General features: G+C 51.6%; 13 protein-coding genes, 1 tRNA gene and 2 pseudogenes. 10 read left to right on the forward strand and 6 right to left on the reverse strand.

All coding sequences use genetic code 11. The features are described from left to right. Positions 1 to 93: 93 nt before the first annotated feature. The 10 genes and pseudogenes from BHE85_RS27135 to emrB form a co-directional block, all read left to right on the forward strand. Positions 94 to 159, forward strand: a pseudogene (locus BHE85_RS27135) (hypothetical protein); the annotation flags it as partial. 354 nt (positions 160 to 513) lie between these two features. Further along, positions 514 to 1,716, forward strand: coding sequence for a glycine betaine/L-proline ABC transporter ATP-binding protein ProV (gene proV / locus BHE85_RS01260; protein ID WP_000985494.1), 1,203 nt, complete (start codon positions 514 to 516; stop codon positions 1,714 to 1,716). Beyond that, positions 1,709 to 2,773 (forward strand): glycine betaine/L-proline ABC transporter permease ProW, encoded by a 1,065-nt coding sequence (gene proW, locus BHE85_RS01265; RefSeq protein ID WP_000774995.1) that lies wholly within the window; start codon positions 1,709 to 1,711, stop codon positions 2,771 to 2,773. The genes proV and proW overlap by 8 nt, the downstream gene beginning before the upstream one ends. 57 nt (positions 2,774 to 2,830) lie before the next feature. Continuing rightward, entirely contained in the window at positions 2,831 to 3,823 is a 993-nt protein-coding gene (proX, locus tag BHE85_RS01270) for a glycine betaine/L-proline ABC transporter substrate-binding protein ProX (protein WP_001216511.1), read from the forward strand. 291 nt (positions 3,824 to 4,114) lie between these two features. After that, positions 4,115 to 5,299 (forward strand): MFS transporter, encoded by a 1,185-nt coding sequence (locus BHE85_RS01280; protein ID WP_000165699.1) that lies wholly within the window; start codon positions 4,115 to 4,117, stop codon positions 5,297 to 5,299. Positions 5,300 to 5,422: 123 nt separating this feature from the next. Further along, complete coding sequence (ygaZ, locus tag BHE85_RS01285; protein ID WP_000445646.1) at positions 5,423 to 6,160, forward strand: L-valine exporter subunit YgaZ; 738 nt, start codon at positions 5,423 to 5,425, stop codon at positions 6,158 to 6,160. Then, positions 6,150 to 6,485, forward strand: coding sequence for an L-valine transporter subunit YgaH (gene ygaH, locus BHE85_RS01290; protein WP_000119763.1), 336 nt, complete (start codon positions 6,150 to 6,152; stop codon positions 6,483 to 6,485). The genes ygaZ and ygaH overlap by 11 nt, the downstream gene beginning before the upstream one ends. A 90-nt stretch (positions 6,486 to 6,575) precedes the next feature. Beyond that, a complete protein-coding gene (emrR, locus tag BHE85_RS01295; protein WP_000378442.1) occupies positions 6,576 to 7,106 on the forward strand; it encodes a multidrug efflux transporter EmrAB transcriptional repressor EmrR in 531 nt (176 codons plus the stop codon). A 126-nt stretch (positions 7,107 to 7,232) separates the two neighbouring features. Next, entirely contained in the window at positions 7,233 to 8,405 is a 1,173-nt protein-coding gene (gene emrA / locus BHE85_RS01300) for a multidrug efflux MFS transporter periplasmic adaptor subunit EmrA (protein WP_001295175.1), read from the forward strand. Positions 8,406 to 8,421: 16 nt separating this feature from the next. Further along, positions 8,422 to 9,960: a multidrug efflux MFS transporter permease subunit EmrB gene (gene emrB, locus BHE85_RS01305; protein WP_004986179.1), complete on the forward strand. Its 1,539-nt coding sequence runs from the start codon at positions 8,422 to 8,424 to the stop codon at positions 9,958 to 9,960. A gap of 63 nt (positions 9,961 to 10,023) precedes the next feature. Here the strand turns inward: emrB and luxS are convergent, their stop codons facing one another. From luxS to BHE85_RS27015, 6 genes and pseudogenes are all read right to left on the reverse strand, one after another. After that, positions 10,024 to 10,539: an S-ribosylhomocysteine lyase gene (gene luxS / locus BHE85_RS01310; protein ID WP_001130216.1), complete on the reverse strand. Its 516-nt coding sequence runs from the start codon at positions 10,537 to 10,539 to the stop codon at positions 10,024 to 10,026. 149 nt (positions 10,540 to 10,688) lie between these two features. After that, positions 10,689 to 12,245 (reverse strand): glutamate--cysteine ligase, encoded by a 1,557-nt coding sequence (gene gshA / locus BHE85_RS01315; RefSeq protein ID WP_000611830.1) that lies wholly within the window; start codon positions 12,243 to 12,245, stop codon positions 10,689 to 10,691. 72 nt (positions 12,246 to 12,317) lie between these two features. After that, on the reverse strand, positions 12,318 to 12,746 hold the full coding sequence (locus BHE85_RS01320) for a YqaA family protein (protein WP_001287457.1): 429 nt from the start codon (positions 12,744 to 12,746) through the stop codon (positions 12,318 to 12,320). After that, positions 12,743 to 13,297, reverse strand: a pseudogene (gene yqaB / locus BHE85_RS01325) (fructose-1-phosphate/6-phosphogluconate phosphatase). The gene BHE85_RS01320 and the pseudogene yqaB overlap by 4 nt, the downstream one beginning before the upstream one ends. A 147-nt stretch (positions 13,298 to 13,444) precedes the next feature. Then, positions 13,445 to 13,521, reverse strand: a tRNA-Arg gene (locus tag BHE85_RS01330). 51 nt (positions 13,522 to 13,572) lie between these two features. Continuing rightward, a partial coding sequence (locus BHE85_RS27015) for a hypothetical protein (RefSeq protein WP_458694259.1) occupies positions 13,573 to 13,762 on the reverse strand: 190 nt, incomplete at its 5' end.

Genomic DNA, 13,762 nt, shown 5'->3' on the forward strand with positions numbered 1-13,762 from the left:
AACAGGTCCTCAGAGCATACATATTCTGCGGAGCGTGCGGCAACAACAGGACGAACAGGGGCGGTTTTCAATTTGCAGCCGTCAGGCTGCCGTGGTTCAGGCTCCTCTTATGTGATGGGGAAAGCGGTTGAAACAGAAGATGAAGACTGGAATTTCTGAGGGTGTTATTTTCAAAAATATCACTACCCGCAGCAGGGAAATAATTCCCGCCAAATAGCTTTTTATCACGCAAATATTCTGTAGTGATCTACACTGAGACTCTGTTGCATTATTCGCCTGAAACTACAATATTCAGGCGTTTTTTCGCTATCTATGACAAAAAATATCAACTTTTCTCGATTTGCTCTCAGCCCTTATATCACGGGAAATTCCGGCGATTTGCTCGCATCAATATTCATGCCACATTTGCCCTCAGGGGTTGCCTCAGATTCTCAGTATGTTAGGGTAGAAAAAAGTGACTATTTCCATTGGGTAATATATCGACATAAACAAATAAAGGAATCTTTCTATTGCATGGCAATTAAATTAGAAATTAAAAATCTTTATAAAATATTTGGCGAGCATCCACAGCGAGCGTTCAAATATATCGAACAAGGACTTTCGAAAGAACAAATTCTGGAAAAAACTGGGCTATCGCTTGGCGTAAAAGACGCCAGTCTGGCCATTGAAGAAGGCGAGATATTTGTCATCATGGGATTATCCGGCTCGGGTAAATCCACAATGGTACGCCTTCTCAATCGCCTGATTGAACCCACCCGCGGGCAAGTGCTGATTGATGGTGTGGATATTGCCAAAATATCCGATGCCGAACTCCGTGAGGTGCGCAGAAAAAAGATTGCGATGGTCTTCCAGTCCTTTGCCTTAATGCCGCATATGACCGTGCTGGACAATACTGCGTTCGGTATGGAATTGGCCGGAATTAATGCAGAAGAACGCCGGGAAAAAGCCCTTGATGCACTGCGTCAGGTCGGGCTGGAAAATTATGCCCACAGCTACCCGGATGAACTCTCTGGCGGGATGCGTCAACGTGTGGGATTAGCCCGCGCGTTAGCGATTAATCCGGATATATTATTAATGGACGAAGCCTTCTCGGCGCTCGATCCATTAATTCGCACCGAGATGCAGGATGAGCTGGTAAAATTACAGGCGAAACATCAGCGCACCATTGTCTTTATTTCCCACGATCTCGATGAAGCTATGCGTATTGGCGACCGAATTGCCATTATGCAAAATGGTGAAGTGGTACAGGTCGGCACACCGGATGAAATTCTCAATAATCCGGCGAATGATTATGTCCGTACCTTCTTCCGTGGCGTTGATATTAGTCAGGTATTCAGTGCGAAAGATATTGCCCGCCGGACACCGAATGGCTTAATTCGTAAAACCCCTGGCTTCGGCCCACGTTCGGCACTGAAATTATTGCAGGATGAAGATCGCGAATATGGCTACGTTATCGAACGCGGTAATAAGTTTGTCGGCGCAGTTTCCATCGATTCGCTTAAAACCGCGTTAACGCAGCAGCAAGGTCTTGATGCGGCGCTGATTGATGCGCCGTTAGCAGTCGATGCACAAACGCCTCTTAGCGAGTTGCTCTCTCATGTCGGACAGGCACCCTGTGCGGTACCCGTGGTCGACGAGGACCAACAGTATGTCGGCATCATTTCGAAAGGAATGCTGCTGCGCGCTTTAGATCGTGAGGGGGTAAATAATGGCTGATCAAAATAATCCGTGGGATACCACGCCAGCGGCGGACAGTGCCGTGCAATCCGCAGACGCCTGGGGTACACCGGCGACTGCACCGACTGACGGCGGTGGTGCTGACTGGCTGACCAGTACGCCTGCGCCAAACGTCGAGCATTTTAATATTCTCGATCCGTTCCATAAAACGCTGATCCCGCTCGACAGTTGGGTCACTGAAGGGATCGACTGGGTTGTTACCCATTTCCGTCCCGTCTTCCAGGGCGTGCGCGTTCCGGTTGATTATATCCTCAACGGTTTCCAGCAATTGCTGCTGGGTATGCCCGCACCGGTGGCGATTATCGTTTTCGCTCTCATCGCCTGGCAGATTTCCGGGGTCGGAATGGGCGTGGCGACGCTGGTTTCGCTGATTGCCATCGGCGCAATCGGTGCCTGGTCGCAGGCCATGGTTACCCTGGCGCTGGTGTTAACCGCCCTGCTGTTCTGTATCGTCATTGGTTTGCCGCTGGGGATCTGGCTGGCGAGAAGTCCGCGAGCGGCGAAAATTATTCGTCCACTGCTTGATGCCATGCAGACCACGCCAGCGTTTGTTTATCTGGTGCCAATCGTCATGCTATTTGGTATCGGTAACGTGCCGGGCGTGGTGGTGACGATCATCTTTGCTCTGCCGCCGATTATCCGTCTGACCATTCTGGGGATTAACCAGGTTCCGGCGGATCTGATTGAAGCCTCGCGCTCATTCGGTGCCAGCCCGCGCCAGATGCTGTTCAAAGTTCAGTTACCGCTGGCGATGCCGAGCATTATGGCGGGCGTTAACCAGACGCTGATGCTGGCCCTTTCTATGGTGGTCATTGCCTCGATGATTGCCGTCGGCGGGCTGGGTCAGATGGTACTTCGCGGTATCGGTCGTCTGGATATGGGGCTTGCCACCGTTGGCGGCGTCGGGATTGTGATCCTCGCCATTATCCTCGATCGCCTGACGCAGGCCGTTGGGCGCGACTCACGCAGTCGCGGCAACCGTCGCTGGTACACCACTGGCCCTGTTGGTCTGCTGACCCGCCCATTCATTAAGTAACTCTGCACTTGCCCGGTGACGCCGGGCATTATCACCCTGCCAAAAAAAGGAATAACAATGCGACATAGCGTACTTTTTGCGACAGCGTTTGCCACGCTTATCTCTACACAAACTTTTGCTGCCGATCTGCCGGGCAAAGGTATTACTGTTAATCCAGTTCAAAGCACCATCACCGAAGAAACCTTCCAGACGCTGCTGGTCAGCCGTGCGCTGGAGAAATTAGGCTATACCGTCAACAAACCCAGCGAAGTAGATTACAACGTTGGCTACACCTTGCTTGCTTCCGGCGATGCAACCTTCACCGCCGTGAACTGGACGCCACTGCATGACAACATGTACGAAGCTGCCGGTGGCGATAAGAAATTTTATCGTGAAGGGGTATTTGTTAACGGCGCGGCACAGGGTTACCTGATCGATAAGAAAACCGCCGACCAGTACAAAATCACCAACATCGCACAACTGAAAGAGCCGAAGATCGCCAAACTGTTCGATACCAACGGCGACGGTAAAGCGGATTTAACCGGTTGTAATCCTGGCTGGGGCTGCGAAGGTGCGATCAACCACCAGCTTGCCGCGTATGAACTGACCAACACCGTGACGCATAATCAGGGGAACTACGCAGCGATGATGGCCGACACCATCAGTCGCTACAAAGAGGGCAAACCGGTGTTTTATTACACCTGGACGCCGTACTGGGTGAGTAATGAGCTGAAGCCAGGGAAAGATGTGGTCTGGTTGCAGGTGCCGTTCTCCGCACTGCCGGGCGATAAAAATGCCGATACCAAACTGCCGAATGGCGCGAATTACGGCTTCCCGGTCAGCACCATGCATATCGTTGCCAACAAAGCCTGGACCGAGAAAAATCCGGCGGCAGCCAAACTGTTTGCCATTATGCAGTTGCCAGTGGCCGATATTAACGCCCAGAACGCCATTATGCATGACGGCAAAGCCTCAGAAGGCGATATTCAGGGCCACGTTGATGGCTGGATCAAAGCCCACCAGCAGCAGTTCGATGGCTGGGTGAATGAGGCGCTGGCAGCGCAGAAGTAATTTTTATTCAGGCGGATAAGGCGTTTTTGCCTTATCCGCCGCTCTGTACACAATGCCTGATGCGACGCTGACGCGTCTTATCATGCCTACAAAATACACTCATTCCGTATGGCGGATAAGGCGTTTTCGCCGCATCCGCCGTTCTGTGCACAATGCCTGATGCGACGCTGGCGCGTCTTATCATGCCTACAAACCACATCGCACATTTCAACAAGCTATCTTTCATCCCATATTCATCAACATCCGCTATTATTGATTTCCAGCTTAATCATCACCTGATGAACAAAAATAATGACTAAACCTAATCATGAGCTTAGCCCGGCGCTGATCGTGCTGATGTCTATCGCCACCGGTCTGGCGGTAGCCAGTAACTATTACGCCCAGCCATTGCTCGACACCATCGCGCGTAACTTTTCCCTTTCCGCCAGTTCGGCAGGCTTTATTGTTACCGCCGCGCAATTGGGCTATGCAGCAGGTCTGCTGTTTCTTGTTCCCCTCGGTGATATGTTTGAACGCCGCCGCCTGATTGTCTCGATGACCTTACTGGCGGCAGGCGGCATGTTAATCACTGCCAGCAGTCAGTCGCTGGCGATGATGATCCTCGGTACGGCATTAACCGGTTTATTCTCTGTCGTGGCACAAATTCTGGTTCCGCTGGCAGCGACGCTGGCTTCACCGGACAAACGCGGCAAAGTGGTTGGCACTATTATGAGCGGTCTGCTGTTGGGGATCTTACTCGCACGGACCGTTGCCGGATTGCTGGCGAATCTCGGCGGCTGGCGCACCGTCTTTTGGGTTGCCTCGGTGTTAATGGCACTGATGGCGCTGGCATTATGGCGTGGTCTGCCACAAATGAAATCAGAAACCCACCTCAACTACCCACAGTTGTTAGGTTCCGTTTTCAGCATGTTTATCAGCGATAAGATCCTGCGCACCCGCGCATTGCTGGGCTGCCTGACCTTTGCCAACTTCAGCATTCTCTGGACCTCAATGGCCTTTTTGCTTGCCGCTCCACCTTTTAACTACAGCGATGGTGTCATTGGTCTGTTTGGACTTGCGGGAGCTGCCGGAGCGTTGGGCGCTCGTCCGGCGGGCGGTTTTGCCGATAAGGGTAAATCGCACCACACCACAACTTTCGGTCTGCTGCTGCTATTACTTTCATGGCTGGCGATCTGGTTTGGTCACACTTCCGTACTGGCGCTGATTATCGGCATCCTGGTGCTGGATCTCACCGTACAGGGCGTGCATATCACTAACCAGACGGTAATTTATCGAATACACCCTGATGCGCGTAATCGCCTGACCGCAGGTTACATGACCAGCTACTTTATTGGCGGTGCCGCCGGTTCGCTAATTTCAGCCTCAGCCTGGCAACATGGCGGTTGGGCTGGCGTTTGTCTGGCTGGCGCGACGATTGCCCTGGTTAACTTACTGGTCTGGTGGCGAGGTTTTCATCGTCAGGAAGCCGCAAATTAAGCAATCAGCAACCGTTTTCGTGGCTTTACACTTATAAGGGTGTTAAGAAGCCCATCAGTCTGATAAGGTTAAGATATTCATTCAGTCTATTTATAATATTAACAATCGTTAAGCGTACACTCTATGGAAAGCCCTACTCCACAGCCTGCTCTTGGTTCGGCGACCTTCATGGAAGGATGCAAAGACAGTTTACCGATTGTTATTAGTTATATTCCGGTGGCCTTTGCGTTCGGTCTGAATGCGACCCGTCTGGGATTCTCTCCTCTCGAAAGCGTTTTTTTCTCCTGCATCATTTATGCAGGCGCGAGCCAGTTCGTCATTACCGCGATGCTGGCAGCCGGGAGTAGTTTGTGGGTTGCTGCACTGACCGTCATGGCAATGGATGTTCGCCATGTGTTGTATGGCCCGTCACTGCGTAGCCGTATTATTCAGCGTCTGCAAAAATCGAAAACCGCCCTGTGGGCATTTGGCCTGACGGATGAGGTTTTTGCCGCCGCAACCGCAAAACTGGTACGCAATAATCGCCGCTGGAGCGAGAACTGGATGATCGGCATTGCCTTCAGTTCATGGTCATCGTGGGTATTTGGTACGGTAATAGGGGCATTCTCCGGCAGCGGCTTGCTGCAAGGTTATCCCGCCGTTGAAGCTGCATTAGGTTTTATGCTTCCGGCACTCTTTATGAGTTTCCTGCTCGCCTCTTTCCAGCGCAAACAATCTCTTTGCGTTACCGCAGCGTTAGTTGGTGCCCTTGCAGGCGTAACGCTATTTTCTATTCCCGTCGCCATTCTGGCAGGCATTGTCTGTGGCTGCCTCACTGCGTTAATCCAGGCATTCTGGCAAGGAGCGCCCGATGAGCTATGAGGTTCTGCTGCTTGGGTTACTGGTTGGCGTGGCGAATTATTGCTTCCGCTATTTGCCGCTGCGCCTGCGTGTGGGTAATGCCCGCCCAACCAAACGTGGCGCGGTAGGTATTTTGCTCGACACCATTGGCATCGCCTCGATATGCGCTCTGCTGGTTGTCTCTACCGCACCAGAAGTGATGCACGATACACGCCGTTTCGTGCCCACGCTGGTCGGCTTCGCGGTACTGGGTGCCAGTTTCTATAAAACACGCAGCATTATCATCCCAACACTGCTTAGTGCGCTGGCCTATGGGCTCGCCTGGAAAGTGATGGCGATTATATAACCCACAAGAATCATTTTTCTAAAACAATACATTTACTTTATTTGTTACTGTCGTTACTATATCGGCTGAAATTAATGAGGTCATACCCAAATGGATAGTTCGTTTACGCCCATTGAACAAATGCTAAAATTTCGCGCCAGCCGCCACGAAGATTTTCCTTATCAGGAGATCCTTCTGACTCGTCTTTGCATGCACATGCAAAGCAAGCTGCTGGAGAACCGCAATAAAATGCTGAAGGCTCAGGGGATTAACGAGACGTTGTTTATGGCGTTGATTACGCTGGAGTCTCAGGAAAACCACAGTATTCAGCCTTCTGAATTAAGTTGTGCTCTTGGATCATCCCGTACCAACGCGACGCGTATTGCCGATGAACTGGAAAAACGCGGTTGGATCGAACGTCGTGAAAGCGATAACGATCGCCGCTGCCTGCATCTGCAATTAACGGAAAAAGGTCACGAGTTTTTGCGCGAGGTTTTACCACCGCAGCATAACTGCCTGCATCAACTCTGGTCCGCGCTCAGCACAACAGAAAAAGATCAGCTCGAGCAAATCACCCGCAAATTGCTCTCCCGTCTCGACCAGATGGAACAAGACGGTGTGGTTCTCGAAGCGATGAGCTAACGCGTCATCTCGCTCAAAAATCCAGATTTATAAAAGAAAAAATGACCGGCCAGCATCGCAACATGCTGGCCTTTTTGGCAAGCAGGTCGGCTCAGCCGATGAGTTAAGAAGATCGTGGAGAACAATATGAGCGCAAATGCGGAGACTCAAACCCCGCAGCAACCGGTAAAGAAGAGCGGCAAACGTAAGCGTCTGCTCCTCCTTCTCACCTTGCTCTTTATAATTATTGCCGTAGCGATAGGGATTTATTGGTTTTTGGTACTGCGTCATTTCGAAGAAACCGATGACGCATACGTGGCAGGGAATCAGATTCAAATTATGTCTCAGGTGTCTGGCAGCGTGACGAAAGTCTGGGCCGATAACACCGATTTTGTAAAAGAAGGCGATGTTCTGGTCACTCTCGACCCGACAGATGCTCGCCAGGCGTTTGAAAAAGCCAAAACTGCACTGGCTTCCAGCGTTCGCCAAACCCACCAGCTGATGATTAACAGCAAACAGTTACAGGCGAATATTGAGGTGCAAAAAATCGCCCTCGCGAAAGCACAAAGCGACTACAACCGCCGTGTGCCGCTGGGCAATGCCAACCTGATTGGTCGCGAAGAGCTGCAACACGCCCGCGACGCCGTCACCAGTGCCCAGGCGCAACTGGACGTCGCTATTCAACAATACAATGCCAATCAGGCGATGATTCTGGGGACTAAACTGGAAGATCAGCCTGCCGTGCAACAGGCTGCCACCGAAGTACGTAACGCCTGGCTGGCGCTGGAGCGTACCCGTATTGTCAGTCCGATGACCGGTTATGTCTCCCGCCGCGCGGTACAGCCTGGGGCGCAAATTAGCCCAACGACGCCGCTGATGGCGGTAGTTCCAGCCACCAATATGTGGGTGGATGCCAACTTTAAAGAGACGCAGATTGCCAATATGCGTATCGGTCAGCCGGTCACTATCACCACGGATATTTACGGCGATGATGTGAAATACACCGGTAAAGTGGTTGGTCTGGATATGGGCACAGGTAGCGCATTCTCACTGCTTCCGGCGCAAAATGCGACCGGTAACTGGATCAAAGTCGTTCAGCGTCTACCTGTGCGTATCGAACTGGACCAGAAACAGCTGGAGCAATACCCGCTGCGCATTGGTTTGTCCACGCTGGTGAGCGTCAATACCACTAACCGTGACGGTCAGGTACTGGCAAATAAAGTACGTTCAACACCGGTCGCGGTAAGTACCGCGCGTGAAATCAGCCTGGCACCTGTCAATAAACTGATCGACGATATCGTAAAAGCTAACGCTGGCTAATCCAGAGGTGCGTGTGATGCAACAGCAAAAACCGCTGGAAGGCGCGCAACTGGTCATTATGACGATTGCGCTGTCACTGGCGACATTCATGCAGGTGCTGGACTCCACCATTGCTAACGTGGCGATCCCCACTATCGCCGGGAATCTGGGCTCATCGCTCAGCCAGGGAACGTGGGTAATCACTTCTTTCGGGGTGGCGAATGCCATCTCGATCCCGCTTACCGGCTGGCTGGCAAAGCGCGTCGGGGAAGTGAAACTGTTCCTTTGGTCCACCATCGCCTTTGCTATTGCGTCGTGGGAGTGTGGTGTCTCCAGCAGCCTGAATATGCTGATCTTCTTCCGTGTGATTCAGGGGATTGTCGCTGGGCCGTTGATCCCACTTTCGCAAAGTCTTTTGCTGAATAATTACCCGCCAGCCAAACGCTCAATCGCGCTGGCGTTGTGGTCGATGACGGTGATTGTCGCGCCAATTTGCGGCCCAATCCTCGGCGGTTATATCAGCGATAATTACCACTGGGGCTGGATATTCTTCATCAACGTGCCAATTGGCGTGGCGGTGGTGTTGATGACACTGCAAACCCTGCGCGGACGCGAAACCCGCACCGAACGGCGGCGGATTGATGCCGTGGGGCTGGCACTGCTGGTTATTGGTATCGGTAGCCTGCAGATTATGCTCGACCGCGGTAAAGAGCTGGACTGGTTTTCATCACAGGAAATTATCATTCTTACCGTGGTGGCGGTGGTGGCTATCTGCTTCCTGATTGTCTGGGAGCTGACCGACGATAACCCGATAGTCGATCTGTCGTTGTTTAAGTCGCGCAACTTCACCATCGGCTGCTTGTGTATCAGCCTCGCGTATATGCTCTACTTCGGCGCGATTGTTCTGCTGCCGCAGTTGTTGCAGGAGGTCTACGGTTACACGGCGACCTGGGCAGGTTTGGCCTCTGCGCCGGTAGGGATTATTCCGGTGATCCTGTCGCCGATTATCGGCCGCTTCGCGCATAAACTGGATATGCGGCGGCTGGTAACCTTCAGCTTTATTATGTATGCCGTCTGCTTCTACTGGCGTGCCTATACCTTTGAACCAGGTATGGATTTTGGCGCGTCGGCCTGGCCGCAGTTTATCCAGGGGTTTGCGGTGGCCTGCTTCTTTATGCCGCTGACCACCATTACGCTGTCTGGTTTGCCACCGGAACGACTGGCGGCGGCATCGAGCCTCTCTAACTTTACGCGAACGCTGGCGGGGTCTATCGGCACGTCGATAACCACGACCATGTGGACCAACCGCGAGTCGATGCACCATGCGCAGTTGACTGAGTCGGTAAACCCGTTCAACCCGAATGCCCAGGCGATGTACAGTCAACTGGAAGGGCTTGGGATGACGCAACAGCAGGCATCAGGCTGGATTGCCCAGCAGATCACTAATCAGGGGCTGATTATTTCCGCCAATGAGATCTTCTGGATGTCAGCCGGGATATTCCTCGTCCTGCTGGGGCTGGTGTGGTTTGCTAAACCGCCCTTTGGCGCAGGTGGCGGCGGAGGTGGTGCGCACTAAGTACAACTAAGCCAGTTCATTTGAACTGGCTTTTTTCAATTAATTGTGAAGATAGTTTACTGACTAAATGTGCAGTTCCTGCAACTTCTCTTTCGGCAGTGCCAGTTCTTCGTTGCTGTTGATGCGTACGTCACGTTCCAGAATGCTACGCGCAATATCCTGCGCTTCCTGCAACGAGTGCATCTGGTAAGTGCCACACTGGTAGACGTTCAGCTCCGGGATCTGATTCTGATCCTGCACTTTCAGCACGTCTTCCATTGCCGCTTTCCAGGCATCAGCAACACGCTGCTCATCTGGCGTACCAATCAGACTCATATAAAAACCGGTGCGGCAGCCCATTGGCGAGATATCGATAATCTCTACACCATTACCGTTAAGATGGTTACGCATAAAACCAGCAAACAGGTGCTCCAGAGTATGGCTCCCTCTTTCTGGCATCACTTCTTTGTTCGGCACGCAGAAGCGCAGATCGAACACGGTGATTGCGTCGCCATGCGGGGTGTTCATTGTTTTCGCCACCCGAACTGCAGGCGCTTCCATCCGGGTATGATCGACTGTGAAGCTATCTAACAACGGCATTTAGCCACCTCCGGTAATTTTTTTAAAAATTTTCTGAACTCTTTCTTCCCAGGCGAGTCTGAGTATATGAAAGACGCGCATTTGTTATCATCATCCCTGAATTCAGAGATGAAATTTTGGCCACTCACGAGTGGCCTTTTTCTTTTCTGTCAGGCGTGTTTTTCCAGCCACACCGCAAACGGTTCGGTATCAGCGGTTTCCATTTCCTGCTGACGGCGTTCAGATGCCTCGCGCTCGGCTACAAAATCCTCTTCGCGCAGAATTTCCAACGGCTCTTCACGCAGCAGATTACGGTAGGCTTCTGCAAACGCTTTGCCTGTTCCGCCAATACCAGTATCAATCATAGACCTTAAGATACGGGCAGAGAAAGTCAGATCGGGATTATCGAAGCAGGCGACCAGTTCATCACACACTTTCTGATACGCTTTGCCGCCGTTAATGCTATCCAACGTTTGCGCGACGCGTTTCAGATCGCGGAACAGATCTTTACCCACCTGCGGTAACGGGAACTGCGCGGTTTCGCAGCCGATACCCAGCGTCAGGCCCGGTTTGCGACCTTCGAGGATCACCCGGTTCCAGTTAACGCGTGTACAGGCAAGTTCGCTACTGCTCATTTCCGGTGCATCAGCCAGCGCACACCAGACCATAAACAGGTCGAGGAATCGCACCTGCTGTTCATCTACACCAATCGGCGAGAACGGGTTGATGTCCAGCGAACGCACTTCAATATATTCAATGCCGCCACGTAACAGCGCATCAGAAGGTGACTCGCCGCTGCGGGTAACGCGTTTTGGACGAATCGGCGCATACAGTTCGTTTTCAATCTGCAGCACGTTGCTATTGATTTGCAGCCTCTTACCGTCTTTCTCAATACCAATCTTCGCGTACTCTTCCGATGGCGTTTTGATTGCCTGTTTAAGGCCCGCTACGTACTCGTAAAGATCGTTGAAGGTAATACCAAGATTGCTTTGCGATTTATTGGTATAGCCGAGATCGCTCAAACGAAGAGAGGTCGCATACGGCAGGTAATACATACCGCACTCGGTTTTCTCAAACGGCAGCGACGTTGGTTTTCCTTGCAGGAAAGAAGAACAAATCGCCGGAGATGCACCAAACAGATAAGGAATGACCCAACCGAAACGATAGTAATTGCGGATAACGCGGAAATAGCCCGCAGAAATTTTCTCTTTGGCATCAGTGCCCGAGATATCACAGCACTTCGCTTGCCAGAATGCCATTGGCAAAGAGAAATTGTAGTGCACGCCGGAAATGGTTTGCATCAGCGCGCCGTAGCGATTTTTCAGCCCTTCACGATACAGCGTTTTAAAGCGTCCGGTGTTAGAAGTGCCGTACTGTGCCAGTTCGATGTCCTGACCTTCTGCGATGTAGCATGGCATACTTAACGGCCACATCCGCTCATCGCCCATATTGCGCGCCGTATAACGATGCAGATCGCGCATAAAGGTCAACATATGTTCAATATCACCATCCACTGGTGTAATGAATTCCAGCAATGCTTCCGCAAAATCGGTAGTAATCCATTTGTGCGTCAGTGCGGAACCTAATGCTTCAGGATGACCTGTTGTTGCCTGTGTGCCATCAGCATTAACACGCAAAGTTTCGCGCTCCAGCCCACGCTGTATCCCCTTTAACGCCTGAGGATGTTTTTCCAGCCAGGCCAGCGCCTGTGATACGTCCGGGATCAAATTGACCTCCCGCCTGTCAAAATCGTTTTAATTAGCATAACTGTAATGGTGACCATATGTGCAGGCCTACAATTAGTGCCACCACATCATGCCCTGAACGGTAGCTGCTGCAACTGCAACATAGCGTAAAGCTTTACCAAGGCACAAAAAAAAGATTACCGGTCCCCACGAGATGCGCATCCATCCCGCTAACAGACACAGTAAATCGCCAACCACGGGCATCCAGCTTAATAATAGCGTGACTGCACCATAGCGTTTCAGCCAGCCAGTAGCTTTCTCTTGCCAGCGCGATGTTTTACGCAATGGAAAGAAACGCCCAAGGATAACGTTAGTTAACCCTCCAAGGCTATTACCCATTGTTGCTGTTAAAACTAAAACCCAGGGATAACTGATCCCGGAAAGCAACATTGCCACCAGCACGACTTCGGAGTTGCCGGGTAATAGTGTAGCGCTGAGAAAACTACTGGCAAACAACGAGAAAAGCGATAACGCTTCACTCACAGCAAGCGAACATCCACGCGTCCATGCCTGCTGCACGGGCCGCCTGAATACCGAAATCGGCATCTTCAAAGACCACACACTGCGTCGGTTGCACGCCCATACGCTGCGCGCACAACAAAAATGTGTCTGGCGCGGGTTTATGGTGTTTGACGTGATCAGCAGCGACGACGGCGTCAAAATAACGGCGTAATCCCAGGTGCGCCAGCAATGCCTCAGCGATGGCGCTTTCACTCCCCGTTCCTACAGCCATTGGGCGACGACCATGCCAACTTTTCACCACTTCAACAAGAGGAAGCGGCTCGACACTATCCAGCAGCATACTTCTTACTGCTTCTGTTTTTTCACGCGCTAACGCATGCGGGGCGAGATCGGCCTGATTCAGCTCAATAATTGCCTGAGCAATACGCCAGGTGGGCGATCCATTAAGCGCAATCATTGCCTGAACATCGTACTGAAGACCGTAGTGCCCTAATACTTCGCGCCACGCTTTACGGTGCGTAGGCTCCGTATCCAGGAATATCAAAAATTAAACCTGCATAACGCTCGTACATGGTCTTCTCGCAAGTCGAAAAATATGACGCTACTTTAGCGTAATTGCTTGATTTTGTCGCTGATGGCGAAGGAGAAGAAAATTCAGGAAATGGATAAAGTAGTTATTTAGAAATGAGATATTTTTGAAGGAAATTTTTGGGAGAAGATGGTGCATCCGGGAGGATTCGAACCTCCGACCGCTCGGTTCGTAGCCGAGTACTCTATCCAGCTGAGCTACGGATGCATCGGGAAAATTTATTTTACTGCTGATATTGATATCGCTACTAAAGCCATATCAAGTAAGAGATGGTGCATCCGGGAGGATTACTCGCCTTGCGGCTCGCCCTTCGGCGTCGCTAAGTACACAGTTATCATCCCTGGTGCCTGCGGTTAATTCCGCTACCTCTTCGATACCTTCATTGCTGAAGTTTCGGAGAATATGGTGCATCCGGGAGGATTCGAACCTCCGACCTGCTCGGTTCGTA

The sequence above is a fragment of the Shigella sp. FC1567 genome, assembly GCF_001743015.1.
GTDB lineage: Bacteria > Pseudomonadota > Gammaproteobacteria > Enterobacterales > Enterobacteriaceae > Escherichia > Escherichia coli.